Raw genomic sequence first — 19060 nt, forward strand, 5'->3', positions numbered from 1 at the left:
AACATGGAGATGCCTTTGCTTGATGATGTAGTGATCATACTCGGATTGGCCGTGGTTGTTATCCTGCTGTTTCAGCGTTTTAAGCTACCTACAATTCTTGGCTTTTTAATTACCGGTGTTATTGCCGGACCGCATGGCCTTAGCCTGGTGCAGGATATACATAATATCGAGATGCTGGCTGAGATCGGAGTCATAATGCTGCTGTTTATTATTGGTATGGAGTTTTCGCTGAGAAAGCTGGCGTTAATAAAACGGATCATACTTTTAGGTGGCGCTACGCAGGTCTTCGGATCAATATTTCTGGCAGCGGCTGTAATGCAACTATTCAACTATAGTTTAGGGCAGTCAGTTTTCATCGGCTTTCTTATTTCCCTGAGCAGTACAGCTATAGTTCTGAAACTATTACAGGATAAAGGCGAAATAAACAGCCCTCATGGCAAGGTAATACTGGGCATTCTTATTTTTCAGGATATCATAGTGGTTCCTATGATGCTGCTTGCCCCGCTTTTAACAGGCGATGTAGATAATATCGGCCTTAAGTTGCTGCTGATGTTGCTGAAAGGAGTGCTTGTTATAGTAGTTGTACTTCTGAGCGCCCGCTATGTGGTGCCAAAACTACTTTATTCCGTTGTACAGACAAGAAGCAAAGAACTCTTCATCCTATCTATAGTTGCTATCTGTTTTATGGTGGCGTGGTTTACTTCCATGCTAGGTCTTTCGCTGGCGCTTGGTGCTTTTATGGCAGGCCTTATCATCTCCGAATCTGAATACAGTCACCAGGCAACGAGCAACGTTTTACCTTTCCGCGAGATATTTACCAGCTTCTTTTTTGTCTCCATCGGCATGTTGCTTGATGTCACCTTTTTAATGGAGCATCTGCCTGTTGTTCTTTTATTAACGATTGGCACCTTTCTGATAAATACAATGGTAGCAACGCTGGCTGCCAGGCTGCTGCAATATCCTATTCGTACTGCTATTATTGTTGGTATTGCGTTGTTTCAGGTCGGTGAATTTGCATTTATACTTTCTAAAGCCGGCATTTCCTACGGGTTGCTCACTCCTATTACCTATCAGTATTTTCTGTCCGTGTCGTTGTTCAGTATGGCCCTCACTCCTTTTGCCTTACAGTATTCTCATCAGATAGCTAACTTTATCAGCAAAAAGCTACCATCCAATTTTGAGCCAAAGGCGGTGATTTCCGCATATCAGAGTGACCTTGATGAACTACCCGAAATGGAGGATCATATTGTAATCATTGGGTACGGTATAAACGGCCGGAATGTAGCCAAAGCAGCCCGTTACGCACACATACCCTATACTATAGTGGAGATGAACGCTGTAACCGTAAAAAGAGAGCGGCAAAACGGGGAGCATATACTTTTTGGGGATGCTGTACACGGCAACATATTAGCACATGTTAACATACATAAAGCGCGGGTAGCTGTTATTGCTATCTCAGACCCGGACTCAACCAAACGAATTATTGCGGCTATAAGAGAAATCAGCCAAAAAGTGCATGTAATAGTTCGTACCCGTTTTGTAGAGGAAATGCAGGATAACTATAGCCTTGGTGCAAACGAAGTGATACCTGAAGAATTTGAAACATCCATCGAAATATTTACCAGGGTTCTTAACAAGTACCTGCTCCCGCAAGACGATATAGAGAATTTTACGCGCCAGATACGCTCTGATAATTATGATATGCTGCGTAGCATGCAACCCTCAGGCAGTAAAATAAACAACCTGAGTTCGGAATTGCCTGATATAGAAGTTGCTAGCCTGCGTATTTATACTACAGATGAAACTATAGTTGGCCAGCCTTTGGAAAAAGCGAATCTACGTGACAGATATAATATAACTATAGTTGCCATTAAGCGCCAGGCACAAACGATACTCGACATCAATGGTCATACGAACTTACTGCAAGGCGACGTAGTGTATGTTGTAGGCTTACCCGACGATGTGTACAATTTCGAAAATGCACTAAAAGAGGCTTGAGCGCGACCGGTATGTAACACTGGCTTAACGCATTTGCAGTGGCTCCAATACTTTCCCTACTTCGCTACGAACCGAACTATAGCCAGCTTTAAAATTTGAAATAGCACCTTCTTTCCAACCTCTCCAGATAAGCTCATTCGTTTTAGGGTTTATCAAATCTATGATCAGGGTGCCACTTTTGTAAAGGTCAACGGCGCGGTATCCAGGCAATTCCTCATTTCCATAATTATACCTGTACCCCGACATATAAGCATAACTATAGCCAAAACCATTTATATAGTTAGTGTTAATATCTTTCTCTTCCGGCACCGATACGCTTACATCATAAGCCACTAAAATATCAGGGTTGGCACCAGTGGCTTTCGTAAAACCCTTTTTCTGTAACTCCTCCTCTACTGCTTGTCTGATGTGTTTATTCAGGCTACCGGTATACCCTTCGTCGTAAGCGATCGGTGCCACAGGCTGATCCTGATACCAGGCATAGGTTTTAAAGTTCAATGTTTTTACACCAGTAGCGGCAACACTATTTGGTCTGCTTGAAACCGAACTTGCAACACAACCACACAGTAACAGCAGGCATAAAAACAGCAGAGAGAGATAATTTTTCATAGAGTTATAGTTTTAGACTAGTACGCGGGTAACTGTATTATAAGTTATACACGCGCATTTGGTTGGCAATTTAGTAATCAAAACGGATTGGTGACGATTATCATTTTAAAAACAGGATGGTGGGGGTAGCTTGCAGCCATATTTAAAACCACAAACAAAGCTATAAAGTATAGTTAGTTTAAATCAAAAAAACAGACATGGCCCCTACTACACCAACTTATACATCCGCAGAAGAAGCATTATCAGTAATTAAATCAGGCGACAGAGTTTTTTTACATGGCAGCGCAGCAACCCCACAATACATGATCAGAAAGCTGGTTGAGCGTGCCGATGAACTCCGTAATGTGGAACTGGTAAGTATAAGCACTTTCGGCGAGATGCCCTGCGCCGAAGAAAAATATGCAGACTCCTTTTACATCAACTCCCTGTTCGTATCGGCTAACGTACGCGATGCCGTAAACAGCGGACGTGGTGATTATGTACCCATTTTCCTGAGCGAGATCCCGCAGTTATTCAGGCTTGGTATTATGCCGCTTGATGTAGCCATCGTTCACGTATCTCCACCAGACAGGCATGGTTACTGTTCTTTAGGCGTATCGGTAGATATTGCCCGTGAAGCCGTAATTAACGCCAAATATGTAATTGCGCAGGTAAACCCGCAAATGCCACGCACACACGGCGATGCGCTGATCCATATCCGCCGGTTTCATGCCCTGGTAGAAGTGAACGAAGCGCTGCCGGAAGTTGACTATACTTCCCGCATTACAGAAGTAGAGAGAAAGATAGGTCAAAACGTGGCCGAGCTTGTAGAAGACAAAGCAACGCTGCAAATGGGTATTGGCGCTATACCTGATGCTGTATTGCAAAGCCTTACCAACCACAAAGGCCTTGGCATACATACCGAAATGTTCTCCAATGGGGTGCTGCCGCTTATTGAAAGCGGGGTAATTACCAACGAACATAAAAAAGTGCTTCGGGGCCGCATCGCCACAGCTTTTATTGCAGGTAACCGCGCCCTGTACGATTATGTAGATGATAACCCGCTGATAACCATGCACAGCACGGATTTCGTGAATGATGTAACCGTTATCAAATCTAACAATAATGTTACGGCTATCAACAGCGCCATCGAAATTGACCTTACAGGCCAGGTAGTTTCTGACTCTATAGGTACTTACCAGTTCTCAGGCGTCGGAGGACAGATGGACTTTATTCGCGGGGCTGCTTTATCGAAAGGCGGAAAACCAATTATAGCGCTGCCATCAGTTACACACAAAGGCGTATCACGCATCACGCCTTTCCTTAATCCTGGAGGTGGTGTAGTAACTACAAGAGCCCACGTGCACTATGTGGTTACCGAATATGGTGTGGCTTACCTATATGGTAAAAACCTGCGTCAGCGGGCAAAAGCACTTATAGATATTGCGCATCCGGATCACAGAGAAAGGTTAATGCAGGAAGCTCTGATTCGTTTTAAAAACATGTAACAGGCAAACATAAAAGCGGAGGTTACGTGTATGCTATAAACAAACAACTCTATATATGATTGATATAGCACAACACGTTCCTACTCCCCGCCGGCCTGGGTTAAAAACATGGCCAGGTTCGGGCTTACAGCAAAAGGTGTCGTTTATTGCCTGGTAGGTATTCTTGCTTTTATGGCGGCGTTTGAGATCGGTGGCAAATCCGAGCAGGGCTCCGACAAATCCGGCGTTTTCCAGTTTATATTGGAACAGTCTTATGGCCGCATTTTACTGGCCATTATAGCCCTGGGCCTTCTATGCTATACTATTTGGCGCTTTATTCAGGCATTTAAAGACACCGAAAACAAAGGCGATAATGCCAAAGGTATTGGTGTCCGGATACGTTATGCTTTCAGTGGGGTAGTGTATGGTGCGTTAGCTTACTATGCAGCGCAGCTTGTACTTGGCAACGGTGGTGGCAGTAATGGAGACTCCCGGCAGTCACTTGCCCGTGAGCTTTTGCAACAACCGTTTGGCCAGTGGCTGGTTGGTATAGTGGCTGTAGGCACAGCTATTGCTGGTTTTCACCAGATCTACCTGGCTATATCAGACAAATACAAAAAGAAAGTACAGGGTACCGGATTAAAACATGAGGCAGAAGCTATGATGATCAGAGCCGGGAAGATCGGGTATATTGCCCGTGGCATCGTGTGGCTTATAATTGCATACTTGTTCCTGAAAGCCGCTATGAATTCAAATCCGAAAGAGGCTGGAGGCAGTGGCAGTGCGTTTCAGTTTCTGGAGAACTCCTCGTACGGTTCTTACCTGCTGGGCGCGGTTGCCATTGGCCTGATCTTTTACGGAGTATTCATGTTTATGCGAGCCAGGTACCAGGTTATTAATGTAAGCTGAAACTATAAATTTTAAACTATAGATCTGTTCTACTGTTGCCCATTTATAGTCTGGTTGATGTACAGAAGTGACGTCAACCAGACTATAATTCATTAGCTTAATGCCTTTTAAAAATCAATAATAAAGTATACATCCAACAACATACAGGTAAAAAATATTTTTTTTTGCAGAACGATCTGTACAGTATATTTGACAATGATGTATACCTGTTTCTGAACAATACATGAAGAACACCCCTTTTAAAATCTTCATTCTGGATGATGACGTGTGGTACAGCGAGTTGCTGGAATATCATCTTTCTCTGAACCCCGACTATGAAATAAAGAAGTTTCACTCTGCAAAAGACTTTTTTGCCTGTTTACATGAGAACCCTGATGTTGTTACCGTAGATTATTCGCTACCCGACAAGAATGGCGGCGAGGTTCTGGCCAAGGTTAAAGAACGAAACCCGGATGTGCAGGTAATCATAATCTCAGGTCAGGAGGATGTGGCCACCGCGGTCGCTTTACTGAAGCAAGGTGCATACGACTATATTGTAAAAGACGAAGAGACAGCTGAAAAGCTTTGGAACACGATCAATAAGGTTCGTGAAAATCTCACGCTTCGTGAAGAAATAAGTCACCTGCGTGAAGAGATCGGCCAGAAATATGATTTCAGTAAAGTGATCATCGGCAACAGCGAAGCCATCAAAAAAGTGTTTTCGTTGATGTACAAGGCCACTAAAACCAACATTACAGTATCTATAAACGGCGAAACAGGCACCGGTAAGGAATTGGTTGCTAAAGCGATCCACTATAACGGTATTCGGAAAAAATACCCGTATGTGGCAGTAAACGTTGCTGCAATCCCGAAAGAGCTCATAGAAAGTGAATTGTTCGGGCACGAAAAAGGGGCATTTACAGGAGCATCGGCACGCCGGATCGGAAGGTTTGAGGAAGCAAACAAAGGCACCATTTTCCTGGATGAGATAGGTGAACTAGACATTAGTCTGCAGGCTAAATTGCTGCGCGTACTCCAGGAAAAAGAAATTACCCGGGTTGGTGGCAATGCTGTCGTGCCAGTAGATGTCAGGATTATAGTAGCGACTCATAAAAACCTGGCAGAAGAAGTAAGTAATGGGACCTTCCGCGAGGACCTGTATTACCGCCTGCTTGGTTTGCCTATACATTTACCACCGCTACGAGATCGTGGTACAGACATTCTGGTTTTGGCACGCCATTTTATGGATGAGTTTGCCAATGAGAACAATTTACCGCGAAAGAGCCTGACTGCAAAAGCACAGGAGAAAATACTGTCCTACGCTTACCCGGGTAACGTGCGCGAGCTAAAAGCTATAGTTGAACTTGCTATGGTGCTCTCCGATGAAGATGAAATTCAGGAACAGGACATCAACCTGGCAGTCAGTAACTCCAACAAGGATTTCCTGGCAAAAGAACAATCCCTTAAAGCTTATACGACCCGCATTATTCAATACTTTCTGGACAAATATGACTACAACGTGCTACTGGTAGCGGACAAACTTGACATCGGAAAGTCTACGATCTACCGCATGATACAGAGTAACGAGCTGAAAGTAAAGTAAATCTTAAGCAGGATATCTCTTACACGTTATAAATAGTATTTTATCAATAGTGCCTATAGTTTGAAATAAAGATTTCAGGACGATTTCGCTAACTAAATAACTATAAGTTTACCAGTCCAGAACTATGGCAAAAGGCTTTAAACCAACAATTAAATTTTGGGCCAGTAGCAGGATATACTGGTAAAAATTAATTAAAACATATCCTGAAAAGCATAATAATAAGCAGTTGAAAACCCGTAACTTGCAGGCAAATATTATTAGATGGAAAGTGTAAACGACGTAGCTACGCTGCTCGGGTTATTAGAGAAAGAACGAAAGGCACGGCGAGCAGCCGAAGAGTTGGCTGAAGAAAATTTAGCAGCGCTTAATAAATTAAAACTGGAACTTGCATCAGTCGAAGATACCAATTCGTTTACCACAGCACAGCAAAAACACGAACTTGAGGAAGAATATCCCGACCCGATCCTTCGTGTAAATGATCAGGGTAAAATCTATTATGCTAATGCTGCCGGTTTCCACTTTCTGCAAACTATAGAGGAGCGGCGAATACCAGCCCTGGCACGTTTATTTGTCAGTAAAGTGAATATCGCCAACAAAGCAGGCAAACCCATAACCCTGCAATCGCATCTGCTGGACAAGCACCTTCAGTTGTTTATAGTTCCTCTTAAAAGTAAGGGGTATGCAAACATTTACCTGAAAAACATTACAGAGCGGCGCGAAGCGGAACTGGCACTCGAAGAAAGTCAGTATTTTGTCCGCAACATCACCCATACCATTCCCAATATAATTTACATCTACGATCTTGAGCAGGATCGCTTTGTTTACCTGAACGATCACATTGAATCTGTACTGGGCTATAACCAGCAGGACATAGCAGCTATGCACGGGCATGTGTTTATGTCGTTGTTGCTGCCGGAAGAGCTGCCAAAAATGTATGCGCATACCTATGGCATGCTGCAGGCACAGGATGGCGAAGTGCGGGAAGCGGAGTACATGGTATTATCTAAAAATGGTGAAAAGAAAAACCTGTTATGCCGTGAAAGTATTTTTAAGCGCAAAGAAGACGGCCAGGTAAAAAAAGTGATAGGCTCGGCCCAGGATGTAACGCAACTACGGGAGCAAACCAAAGCGCTGCTAGAGCAAAAAGAATTCTACGAAGGTATCCTGAATCATATACCGTCAGATATAGCGGTTTATAATAACCAACTCCAGTACCTTTTTGTAAACCCTGTTGCAGTCTCTGATCCGGCATTACGCAAATGGATAGTAGGCAAAACCAATGAAGAATACTGCGCCTACAGAAATGTCCCGCCTGAGCGTATTAAAACAAGAAGTTACCATTTAGAAGTTGCCCGATCCAGTAAAGAATATGTTGCTTTTGAAGAGCAGATAACTACACCCAAAGGTGACACATCTTACCATATCCGCAAGCTAAACCCAGTAGTAGACCAGAGCGGAGATCTGAAAATGATCATCGGACATGGCCTGAATATTACAGACCTCCGGACTGCTCAGGAAAAAATAACAAAGAGCGAAGAGAAGAACAGGGCTATTCTGGCGGCAATACCTGACCTTATGTTTATAATAGACAAGGATGGTATATACCTGGACATGAAGAATGTGGAGCAGGCACATCTGCTCGTTCCTAAGGAAAACGTGATTGGCTCTCACATACAAACACTCCTACCCGAATCGGTTCACAAACAGATACTTGGCCTTATTAAAAAGGTAATTAAAACCGGCCACCCGGAACGTACAGACTATGAACTGGAACTGGAAAATGGCCTACACTATTATGAAGGCAGAATAATTAAGTATAACTCCGAGCAGGTACTGGCGATTATTCGTGATACCACCGAAGAGCGGAAGGCAGCCCTGACCGCCAAAGAACAGAATGACTTTATAAGGCTTGTAATGGACTCCAGCCCAAGCCTCATCTACGTTAAGGATGGTGAAAGCAAATTTAAGATGGCTAACAAAGGTGTTGCCGAACTCTTTGATTTACCTTTAAGCGATTTACTGGAAAAAGATAACAAGGAACTTTTTCCTATACTAGCTGATAGAGAACACTTTGAAAAAGATGACCAAAAAGTAATAGCTGAAAATCGCGAAATAATAGTTGAAGAGTGCTTTACCAAACGGGATGGGAGCAATGTATGGTTTAAAACCATAAAACGTCCGCTTGTTTCCAGCGATGGGCAGCTACATATACTTGGTATTTCTACGGACATAACCGCACAACGCAAGGCTACAAAACAGCTCGAAGAAAGCGAAGAACTTTATCGCCTGCTTTCTGAGAACTCGAAAGATATGATAAGCCTGCATGAGCTGAATGGCCGTTACATCTTTATTTCAAAAGCTGTGGAAGAGATGCTGGGCTATACTGCTTCAGAGGTTATCGGACACTTACCTCAGTTATTGATTCATCCTGATGATTACCAGCTGCTGCATATCAGCTTCAGGAACGTGCAGGCAAAAAAAGTAAATACCAACGTAGAGCACAGACTGATTCGTAAAGACGGGAGTACGCTATGGGTAGAGACCAATTTAAAACCATTACTTGATGCCGAAGGCAATATTGTAAAGATCCAGTCATCGGCACGGGATATTAGTCTTCGCCGCGTAAATGCTGAAGCCCTAAAACGCAGTGAAAGAAAGTACCGTGACCTTATAAACTATAGCCAGGCGTTTATTTGCGCACATGATATGCAGGGCACTATCCTGTCTGCTAATCCGTACCTGCTGAATATGCTGGGCTATACCGAAGAGGAGATTATTGGCAAACAGCTCACCTCCTTCTTTCCTCAGGAACACCGAAAGAATTTTGCAAACTATATAGATAAATTCCAGGACTCGAACTTTGCAGAAGGGGTTCTTTGTATCTTAAATAAACATAACCAGGAGCGCTTTCTGTATTACCAGAATTATAAAGCAGAGGAGCCCGATATGCCCGCTTATATAATTGGCCTCGCACAGGATATTACAGACCGCCTGCAAACTGAACATGATCTGAAGAGGGCCAAAGAAGCTGCTGAAGAATCTGCAAAAGTCAAAGAAAACTTTCTGGCCAACATGAGCCACGAAATCCGGACGCCGATGAACGGTATTCTGGGAATGGCCGGGCTGATGCAGAAAACTAACCTGGACGAAGCTCAAAACAACTATCTGAAGATTATAAAACAATCTGCGGAGAATCTGCTGGTTGTAATAAACGATATATTGGATGTTGCTAAAATTGAAGCTGGTAAGCTGGACCTGGAGCAAATCCCTTTCAATCTGGGCGATTCTATCCGGAACTCATTCCAGGCACTGATATATAAAGCTGAAGAAAAAGAGATCGCCTATAGTTTCGAAGCCCAGCAGGAGCAATACCCACTTGTTGTCGGGGACCCATACCGGTTAAACCAGGTTTTGCTTAACCTGCTGAACAACGCCATTAAATTCACTGACGTTGGCAGCGTAACCCTTAAGTGTCAACTCGTCAGCGAAACTCCAGAAGAGCTGACGATTGAGTTTGAAGTAGCGGATACAGGTATTGGTATACCAGCTGAAAAACTTGAGATCATTTTTGATGGGTTTACACAAGCCTACTCCAGCATAACCCGGAAATATGGTGGCTCAGGACTTGGGTTAAGTATCTGCAAAAACCTGGTTGAAATGCAGGGAGGCAGTATATGGGTAGATAGTAAGGACGGCAAAGGAAGCGTCTTTAAATTTAAGCTTACCTACGCTAAAGCAACCGAAACGCAGCAGACCGAAAACAATAACTTAGAAGTTGACTTTGATAGCCTGGAACCGCTGCACATTTTAATAGCAGAAGATAACGAGATCAATGTTTTCCTGGCACAGTCTATTCTGGAGGGTTGGAACTTTACAGTAGATGTTGCTCAAAATGGTAGTAAGGCAGTTGAGATGGCTTTGCAAAACAGGTATGATGTTATTTTAATGGACATCCAAATGCCTGAATTAAGCGGTATTGATGCAACGTTGGAAATACGGGCTAATGCAGATCAAACAATCTCCAATGTGCCAATTATAGCCCTTACAGCCAATGCTTTCAAGGGGGATGCAGAGAAATACCTGGCTGTCGGTATGAATGATTATATATCTAAACCTTTTCAGGAAGAGGCATTGTATTTAAAGATTTTTGCACTGGTTCCTGATAAAGTTAAGAAAAGGCCAATAAAAGCTATAGCTAAAATTACCGTACCGGCTATAGTTGAACAACCTCTCTATGATCTGCAAACACTGCACAAAATGGCCCGTGGGAATCAGGCATTCGTTAACAGAACTATACAGCTTTTTATACAAACGGTTCCTGAAACAGTAGCAGAACTAATGAACTGTGAACAGCAGCAGAATTGGGAAGGTGTTAGCGCAGCCGCACATAAATTAAAATCAACAGTGGATACATTACGTATCGAACAATTACGGCCTGTGGTAAGACAAATTGAACTGGATGCTAAAAAGCATATCAACCTAAAGCAAGTGTCTGCGCATATTGCCTTTGTAGGAGAACATATAAATCTCATCATTAAGGAAATAACCAAAGAGATTATCTAAGCACTGCAACTATAGTTCTGTTTACGGGACTATAGTTTTAAATAGTGCGAATTGTACACCAACAAAGCAAAAAGCCGCTGAAATTACAGCGGCTTTTTGCTTTGTTGGTGTACTGGTATTTATTCGTATGAGGCTGATGTGAGCATTACATGCCTGCTCATTTGCTGGATCAGGTAGAGTCGTAGTGCGGCATCTTCCTGTAACATGAGCTGCAGCTCATCTTTAGAGATACAAAGGACTTCGGCTGCTTCGGTGGCAATCACTGTCTGGCTATAGTTATCCTGCATCAGGTCCGGCAAACCCAACAGGGTTCCGGCCTGCACTTTTCTGGGAGCGCCACCTTCAGGCGTAACCTGCGCACTTCCTTTTATAAGGTAATAAAGCTCCTTGTTGGGGTTCCCTGATTTAAACAAGCAAGTATCAGGAGTTACCCTTTTAAGGTTACCTTTAACCTGCCCCTCCTCTATCATCTTCCTGAACAACATATATACAGCTTAGTTAAGTATGTACGAAAACAATTGGCTTGCCTTTACAAAAATAAAAAAGGAGCATTAACAACTATAGCTTTTGAATCAACTATTCTATGTCTGCTTCAGAATTACTGATTTGTGGACTTTTTAGCCTGCTTGAGGGTATTTTAATACTGTATACCAGCTTAGCAACTAAACCTTCCTTCCTGTAATTAACCAATTATTATATGATAAAGGTACCACGGGCGCTTAAGCCATGCACTGAGTAACGTCACCGGCAGTAATGACTTATGTCAGTTTAGAAACTATAGTCTGGTGGGATGACTGAAGAGTAAAATGTTTATTTTTTAGTGAGTAGTAGCTGCAACAGGCTTGGTACAACAGCTCATTTCAGTTTTGTGTGTAGCTGTTTCTACTACTTTAGGACTAAGATACGGGATGCCTAAACCTAAGCCGCGAACTATAAAAAGGATGGCCAGTGTCATGCCGATGTAGGGTACCGCACGGTTAAACATACCACGCACTTTCAGGCTTATAAGCTTACCGGATAAAGATACCAGGAACATTAACGGGAAGGTTCCGAGGCCAAACAAGGCCATGTAAAGCATGGCTCCGGTAACTCCCGGTGCACTGATCGCTCCGGCCAGGGCAATATAAACAAAACCGCAAGGCAGCAATCCATTTAATAGTCCAACCATAAACAGGGCACTCAGCGAGTTCTTCTGGAAATAATAGCCCAGTTTCCGCCTTACCCAGCTCATTAGTTTATCGGTACCAAGTATGCTGGCAGATTTGCCTTTTATAGCAGCCGGAAGAACCAGTAATAGTAAAATTAAAATACCTGAAACGATAGATACGGTTTGCTGTAAGCCCGCCATCTGCAGCGATTCGCCGAACGCGCCAGCCAAAGCACCGAGCAAAGCATACGTAACTATACGGCCGCTATTGTACAGGAGCCGGCCGGCGTAATATCGCCAGCCGGAACTCCCGACAAAGGGTAGCGCCATCGCTATCGGGCCGCACATCCCTACACAATGGAAACTACCTACAATTCCGAAAATAAATCCAGCCCAGATCATGGCTATTTTTGTATTTGGATTACTTTTTCTGTGTAATATGTATCTTCACCGTCGCTGAAGTTCACGCGAACTTTCCAGATTCCGCTATCAAGATCTTTGGCATCAAGTAACTGACTCTGGTCACGGCCCAGTTGAAGCGGCAACTGCTCGTCTAGTTTGTCGTTAGACGGGCGGAAAAGCGTAATGGTACCTGTCAGGTTTTTGTCTTTATAAGTAGCGGGCATCTGCAATAAAATTGTTTTATCGTCAGCGCTATAGTTTAGCATCACATCACCAAGTGCCTGTGTGCGTCTCACTTTTTCTATCTGGTCCTGATACTTGATCTCCTGCTCATAATAATCCTTGCTAACAAGGTCTACATCCTGGTTCATGGCTTTGTAAACAAACATAGCTATGTAGCTCATAAACAAAATCATACAAACTACAATGGCATATGGCCAAAGGGTAAAACTTTTATTTTTATCTGTATTTTTCATTTTGAAGTCTCCTTTTACAATTAATTAGCCGGTCCCAGGAATTTGGTTTCGGTCGTAGTGATCAGCTCATCGCCATGGTACACGCCAATCTCAATTTCTGAGTTCATGCCTGTCAAGTCTTCTTTTGCTATCTCCGTAAAGAAAACGCCTTCTGCAATCCCCTGCGCTGGTAAAACAAGCTCGTTACCAACAACTTTTATAGATCCGTCTTTATCAAGCAACTTTAAAGTAAGCGGCATCTCATGGTTTGTTTTGTTGATGACAGAGATGTTATACAGGTTCTTGATATGCCCCTGCTCTGTTTTCTGATATAACTGTCCCGGCGTGCGCAGTATAGTCGCTTCAGCTTCATCTCGGGTTAAGAGTAAAGTAGTCAGGGCAGTCATAAGAATAACCAGGATGGCAGTATAACCCATTACACGGTTGGTAAAGAACGTCCACTTTTTACCAGTTTCAATTGCCTCCTCCGATTCATAGCGGATCAAACCTTCCGGCTTATCGATCATGCGCATGATGTCGTTACAGGCATCAATACAGGCAGTACAGTTAATGCATTCCAGCTGCTGCGCTCCGTTACGGATATCGATACCTGTCGGACACACCTGCACGCACTGGTTACAGTCTATACAGTCGCCATCGGTGCGTTCCTGCCCTTTTCTTAATTTACCACGCGGCTCACCACGTCCATAGTCATAGGCCACTACCAGCGTTTTCTTATCCTGCATCACGCCCTGCAAGCGGCCGTACGGGCAAACTATAGTACAAACCTGCTCGCGGAAGGAAGCAAACACCCAGTAAAAAGCACCCGTAAAGGCAAGCAGGGTACCAAAACCAACCAAATGATTGAATGGCCCTTCTGTAATTATTTTCTGCAGTTCATCTATACCAATTACATAAGCCAGAAAGAGGTTGGAGATGACAAAAGAGATCAGCAGGAAAATAGCAGTTTTAGAGCCTTTCTTAATGATCTTTTCTGTGTTCCATGGCATTTTATTCAATGCCTTCTGTTTGGTAAAGTCTCCTTCTATGGCATATTCTATCCTGCGGAAAACCATCTCCAGGAATATTGTTTGCGGGCAGACCCAGCCACAGAAAATACGGCCATACACAACCGTAAACAAAATGATAAATACCACCAGCGCCAGGAAAGCCAGTACCAGTATAAAGAAATCCTGCGGCCAGAAAAGAACGCCGAAGATCACGAACTTGCGCTCCACCACATTTAACATAAGTAGTGGCAAGCCGTTAATTTTAATGAAAGGACCTGCAAATAAAAGTGTCAGCAACAGGTAGCTAACATACTTGCGATAGTTGTATAGTTTACCTTTCGGCTTTCTGGGATACACCCAGATACGTTTTCCCTGTTCATCTACAGTCGAGATGTGGTCCCGAAACTCGTCGGTTGGTTTTATTTTAATTGCCATGGCAGTGGTAATTTGTGCGGAGATTAGTCCTGCCTGTTAATGTATATGAAAAGAATTAGTTCTTAGAGATCCGTAAAATCTGCTTCCACAAAATTCTGAAAACAAAGGCTTCTAAATGATGACTTAAGTCATAAATCAGGGTGATTGTAATCAACTATAGTTTTTTTATTATTGAAGCTGTTTAGAATTTTATATGCCTTTGCGTTACGCCCATACTGCGTGCTTTCATCAGTAGGTATTAGAACCGGCTCAATGGATTGTTACCCTAGCTGTCAGATTAAGCATAGTTTTGAGAAAATTTATGCTCTTTCGGACTTCCTAGTCTGAAAGCACGCTGCCTGGGACTTCGAAGTTCATCTAGATCAGCCTTTCTTTTTATGCGGACATGGATGTCCGCAGCAGACATAGTTTCGGACACAGATGTCCAAAACAGCTTACCCTGACGGCTATGGTGAAAACAACAAGCATGGCTCGTTTTCTCCTTCTTAAACTCTAAACAACTTCTATAGCTAAATACCATAGACGCAGTTACAAATACAAAAAGCCGCAAACACTATAGTTAAGTGCCTGCGACTTTCTGCTTCTCGTTTTCAATTCAATAGTTACATTTTTTCACCCTGTGGTTCTTTTGCACCCGCTGGGTTTGTTCCCTGCAAGCTCAGGATATAGCTGGATACTTCGAGCATCTGGTCTTTTGTGAGCTTACCCTGCCAAGGCACCATACCTTTTGCCGGCACGCCGTATTTTACAGTTTTAAAGATGGCATTCACGTCGCCTCCGTGCAACCAGTATTCGTCAGTAAGGTTAGGACCTACAGTTCCCTGTCCTTCCTGACCGTGGCAGGCAGCGCAGTTTGTGTTAAATAATGCCTTACCAGATTCTAAAGCAGTAGCATCTGTTAAAACCTCAAAGTTGGTCACCGCGTTCGGATCGTCTACATTCTTTGAAGCAATCAGGGCAGCTTCTTCCATCTCCATTTCATACTCTTCAGTCTGGAGTGCGCCTGTCTTAAACACGTGGAAGTGCAGCATATACCCTATTGCGAAAACTATAGACACATAAAACATAGCTTTCCACCAGGGCGGAAGATCGTTGTCGTATTCCTGGATACCGTCAAAGTCGTGGTGAGAGTGAATCTCATTCTTAGCTTTACCTGTAACTAACGTAGCATCGCCACGCATCAGGAACAGCACTCTGCCCGCAAACGAAGTACGGAAGTCTTCATCGTAAATAGAGTCTCCCAGCATCGGTACGAACAGTCGGAACATCATTACCAGCACCAGTATAGTTAGCAGGATAATGATTGCCGCAAGTGCGAACGTGAACAGTAACACCGGTGGAAGATCCATAAAAGCAACATCAGCTTCAGCAGCAGATGCAGCCGCGTTAGCATCTGTAGCAGGTGTGGCAGGCACTTCAGCTACTACTTCAGCTGGCTTCTCGCTTTCGGCTTTAATAAAGGCAATTACGTTTGCCACATCCTCGTCAGAAAGTGAGGTGCCAAAAGCTGGCATCGGCACTTTATTAAACTTCTCGTAAACTGCTACGGCGTCTTTATCTCCTGCCTGCACCAGTTCCTGCGAGTTTTTGATAAACTTAGTCAGCCACTCATCGCCCCGGCGCTTATGCACATCTTTAAGAGCCGGACCAACTACGTCCGCATCCAGGCTGTGGCAGGCTGTACAGTTGCCTTCAAATATTGCTTTACCAGCAACGGCATCCTGTGCTTGCGCTGTGCTGCCCATCAGCAGTAAGCTGGCAACCAGTGCCAGACTGCTGTTCTTGATCAATTTCTTTAAAGAGCTCATTGTCTTACTCCTTCAAAAGTGGTGTCTTCGGTTTCGTCGTCGCACGCTATGCTGCTCATGGTGTTTGCATAGTTCTTGTCCATCAGGGCAACATAAACTATAAGGCCCAAGAAGAACACAAAGAAGATGCTGAACGAGATAAGCGGATATATTTCGATGCCGTCTATGGCTTGCAAAACATTTTTATACATTTCTTTAGAATTTTTGACTCTTTGACTTTGTGACAAAGGACATTTAGATTGCTCCTTTGTCCTTTGTCATGTAGTCTTTTATCAGGTTAATTATTCTACTTCTTCCGTTTTCACCTTAATATCAGTACCTAGGCGCTGCAGGTAAGCAATCAGGGCAACGATCTCTTTCTCAGGCTTCACTTCAATACCTTCTTTTGCCAGGTCAGCTGAGATGCCTTTAGCCTGCTTTATCAACTCTTCGTTAGAGTTAGCGATATAGTCATCTTCGTAAGGCACACCCAGTTGCTTCAGCACGCGCAATTTGTCTTCTGTGGTGCTCTGGTCAACTTCCTGCTCAAACAACCATGGGTATGCTGGCATAATAGAGCCCGGCGACATAGAAGTTGGATCCATCATGTGGTGATAGTGCCAGCTGTGCGGATACTTGCCTCCCACTCTGTGAAGATCCGGACCGGTACGCTTAGAGCCCCACAGGAAGTTGTGATCATACACGAACTCACCTGCTTTAGAGTACTCCCCGTAACGCTCTGTTTCTGACCTGAAAGGACGAACCATCTGAGTATGGCAGTTAACGCAACCTTCTTTGATATATAAGTCACGGCCTTGTAACTCCAGCGAAGTGTAAGGCTTCACGCTGGCTATAGTTGGCACGTTAGATTTGATAACGAATGCCGGGATAAACTCTACCAGACCACCGATCAGGATCGCAACAGTTGCCCATATAGCCATTTGCGTCGGACGCTTCTCGATCCACGAGTGCCAGTGACCGGAGTTACTAGATACAGACTGCACAACTATAGGTGCTTCTGTTCTTTCGTTCGCTTCCAGTTTGCCTGATTTGGCAGTTTTGTACAGGTTGTACATCATCAGGAACACACCGCTCAGGTAGAAGATACCACCAATACCACGCAGGTAATACATCGGCACGATCTGAAGCACTGTTTCCAGAAAGTTAGAATATTGTAGCGTACCTTCTGCAGTGAACTGTTTCCACATTAAGCCTTGTGTGAAACCAGCCCAGTACATCGGGATGGCATAGAAAAGAATACCAAGCGTACCTAACCAGAAGTGGGCATTTGCCAGCTTCTTAGAGAAAAGCTCAGTTTTGTAAAGGCGTGGGAACAACCAGTACAGCATGGCAAATGTCAGGAAGCCATTCCAGCCAAGTGCTCCCACGTGTACGTGCGCTACTATCCAGTCAGTAAAGTGGGCAATAGCGTTCACGTTCTTTAAAGAAAGCATAGGGCCTTCGAACGTAGCCATACCATATGCTGTAATAGCCACCACCATAAACTTCAGGATAGGCTCTTCGCGAACTTTATCCCAGGCGCCACGCAGTGTAAGCAAACCATTGATCATACCACCCCAGCTCGGAGCAAGCAGCATTACCGAGAACACAACACCCAGCGACTGTGCCCAGTCAGGTAACGAAGTGTAAAGCAAGTGGTGCGGACCAGCCCAGATGTAGATAAAGATCAGCGACCAGAAGTGTATGATAGATAATCTGTAAGAGTAAACCGGACGGTTGGCAGCCTTAGGCAGGAAGTAATACATCAGGCCCAGGAACGGCGTTGTCAGGAAGAACGCAACCGCGTTGTGGCCATACCACCACTGTACCAGCGCATCCTGCACACCTGCATAACCAGAGTAACTCTTGAACAGGTTAACCGGCATCTCATATGAGTTTACGATGTGCAACACAGCAACTGTCAGGAAGGTGGCGATGTAGAACCAGATGGCAACGTACATGTGCTTTTCGCGGCGCTTGGCAAGTGTGCCAAACATGTTCCAGCCAAAAACTACCCATATAAGCGTGATAGCGATGTCTATAGGCCACTCCAGCTCAGCATACTCTTTAGATGTGGTCATGCCCAGCGGAAGGGTAATTACTGCAGAAACTATAATTAACTGCCAGCCCCAGAAGTTGATCTTGCTGAGAAGATCTGAATACATCCTGGTTTTGCAAAGGCGCTGTAAGGAGTAATAAACACCCATAAAGATGGCATTACCCACAAAGGCGAATATAACAGCGTTGGTGTGCAATGGTCTTACACGGCCAAAAGTGGTATACTGCGTACCCATGTTCATGTCTGGGTTTGCGAGCTGAAAGGCGATGATCACTCCTATCAGCATACCGGCAATACCCCAGAATACAGTGGCTATACCAAAATCCCGTACGATCTTGTTATCATAAAAGAACGTTTCGGTTTCTCCCGTGCCTCTGCCTTTCGGCTTTAGCTTATCGGGCGCATTTTCTAAGACTTCAGCTACATTAGTTGACATGTGCGGTGTCCTCCATTTTGTTTAAGTGTTGTATGTGTTTGATTTGTTATTTTCGGCATTGAACTATGGGTACAAATTTCCGCAGCCATACGTCAGGAAAAGATGATTAATGTCATTTCAGTTGGTGATTGATATCAGCCACTATAGTTAATGAGGTTTGAGTTAAGGAGTTTAAGAGTGAGCTAACTTATAGTTTAAGCTC

Annotated in this window: 13 protein-coding genes; 5 read left to right on the plus strand and 8 right to left on the minus strand. The window is 43.9% G+C overall.

Annotation, left to right across the window (positions count from 1 at the left end):
- Nucleotides 1-3: 3 nt before the first annotated feature.
- Complete coding sequence (locus GSQ66_RS05005) at nucleotides 4-1998, plus strand: cation:proton antiporter domain-containing protein (protein ID WP_162426455.1); 1995 nt, start codon at nucleotides 4-6, stop codon at nucleotides 1996-1998.
- 24 nt (nucleotides 1999-2022) lie between these two features.
- Here GSQ66_RS05005 and GSQ66_RS05010 read toward each other — a convergent pair whose 3' ends face one another.
- Nucleotides 2023-2607: a DUF4136 domain-containing protein gene (locus GSQ66_RS05010; protein ID WP_162426456.1), complete on the minus strand. Its 585-nt coding sequence runs from the start codon at nucleotides 2605-2607 to the stop codon at nucleotides 2023-2025.
- 197 nt (nucleotides 2608-2804) lie between these two features.
- Here GSQ66_RS05010 and GSQ66_RS05015 point away from each other — a divergent pair, with 197 nt between their 5' ends.
- The 4 genes from GSQ66_RS05015 to GSQ66_RS05030 all read left to right on the plus strand — a co-directional run bounded on the left by GSQ66_RS05015 (nucleotide 2805) and on the right by GSQ66_RS05030 (nucleotide 11127).
- Nucleotides 2805-4094, plus strand: a complete 1290-nt coding sequence (locus GSQ66_RS05015; protein ID WP_162426457.1) for an acetyl-CoA hydrolase/transferase family protein — start codon at nucleotides 2805-2807, stop codon at nucleotides 4092-4094.
- Between the two features lie 108 nt (nucleotides 4095-4202).
- Complete coding sequence (locus tag GSQ66_RS05020; RefSeq protein ID WP_162426458.1) at nucleotides 4203-4982, plus strand: DUF1206 domain-containing protein; 780 nt, start codon at nucleotides 4203-4205, stop codon at nucleotides 4980-4982.
- Between the two features lie 223 nt (nucleotides 4983-5205).
- The gene (locus GSQ66_RS05025) at nucleotides 5206-6564 is read left to right on the plus strand and encodes a sigma-54-dependent transcriptional regulator (protein WP_162426459.1); all 1359 of its coding nucleotides are present in this window, start codon (nucleotides 5206-5208) and stop codon (nucleotides 6562-6564) included.
- 261 nt (nucleotides 6565-6825) lie between these two features.
- Nucleotides 6826-11127 (plus strand): PAS domain S-box protein, encoded by a 4302-nt coding sequence (locus GSQ66_RS05030; protein ID WP_162426460.1) that lies wholly within the window; start codon nucleotides 6826-6828, stop codon nucleotides 11125-11127.
- A 119-nt stretch (nucleotides 11128-11246) separates the two neighbouring features.
- On the opposite strand, the gene GSQ66_RS05035 is transcribed toward GSQ66_RS05030, so the two are convergent.
- The 7 genes from GSQ66_RS05035 to ccoN form a co-directional block, all read right to left on the minus strand.
- Entirely contained in the window at nucleotides 11247-11612 is a 366-nt protein-coding gene (locus GSQ66_RS05035; RefSeq protein WP_162426461.1) for a Crp/Fnr family transcriptional regulator, read from the minus strand.
- A gap of 332 nt (nucleotides 11613-11944) precedes the next feature.
- A complete protein-coding gene (locus GSQ66_RS05040; RefSeq protein WP_162426462.1) occupies nucleotides 11945-12676 on the minus strand; it encodes a sulfite exporter TauE/SafE family protein in 732 nt (243 codons plus the stop codon).
- A 2-nt stretch (nucleotides 12677-12678) separates the two neighbouring features.
- Complete coding sequence (locus GSQ66_RS05045) at nucleotides 12679-13152, minus strand: FixH family protein (protein ID WP_162426463.1); 474 nt, start codon at nucleotides 13150-13152, stop codon at nucleotides 12679-12681.
- A gap of 20 nt (nucleotides 13153-13172) precedes the next feature.
- Complete coding sequence (ccoG, locus tag GSQ66_RS05050) at nucleotides 13173-14576, minus strand: cytochrome c oxidase accessory protein CcoG (RefSeq protein ID WP_162426464.1); 1404 nt, start codon at nucleotides 14574-14576, stop codon at nucleotides 13173-13175.
- A 602-nt stretch (nucleotides 14577-15178) separates the two neighbouring features.
- Entirely contained in the window at nucleotides 15179-16384 is a 1206-nt protein-coding gene (locus GSQ66_RS05055; protein WP_162426465.1) for a c-type cytochrome, read from the minus strand.
- Nucleotides 16381-16575 (minus strand): hypothetical protein, encoded by a 195-nt coding sequence (locus GSQ66_RS05060; protein WP_162426466.1) that lies wholly within the window; start codon nucleotides 16573-16575, stop codon nucleotides 16381-16383. Before GSQ66_RS05060 ends, GSQ66_RS05055 begins: the two co-directional genes overlap by 4 nt.
- A 90-nt stretch (nucleotides 16576-16665) precedes the next feature.
- Nucleotides 16666-18858 carry a cytochrome-c oxidase, cbb3-type subunit I gene (gene ccoN / locus GSQ66_RS05065; protein WP_162426467.1) on the minus strand — a complete coding sequence of 731 codons (2193 nt, stop codon included), beginning with the start codon at nucleotides 18856-18858 and terminating at the stop codon, nucleotides 16666-16668.
- Between the last annotated feature and the right edge of the window lie 202 nt (nucleotides 18859-19060).

The organism is Pontibacter pudoricolor (assembly GCF_010092985.1).
Taxonomy (GTDB): Bacteria; Bacteroidota; Bacteroidia; order Cytophagales; family Hymenobacteraceae; genus Pontibacter; species Pontibacter pudoricolor.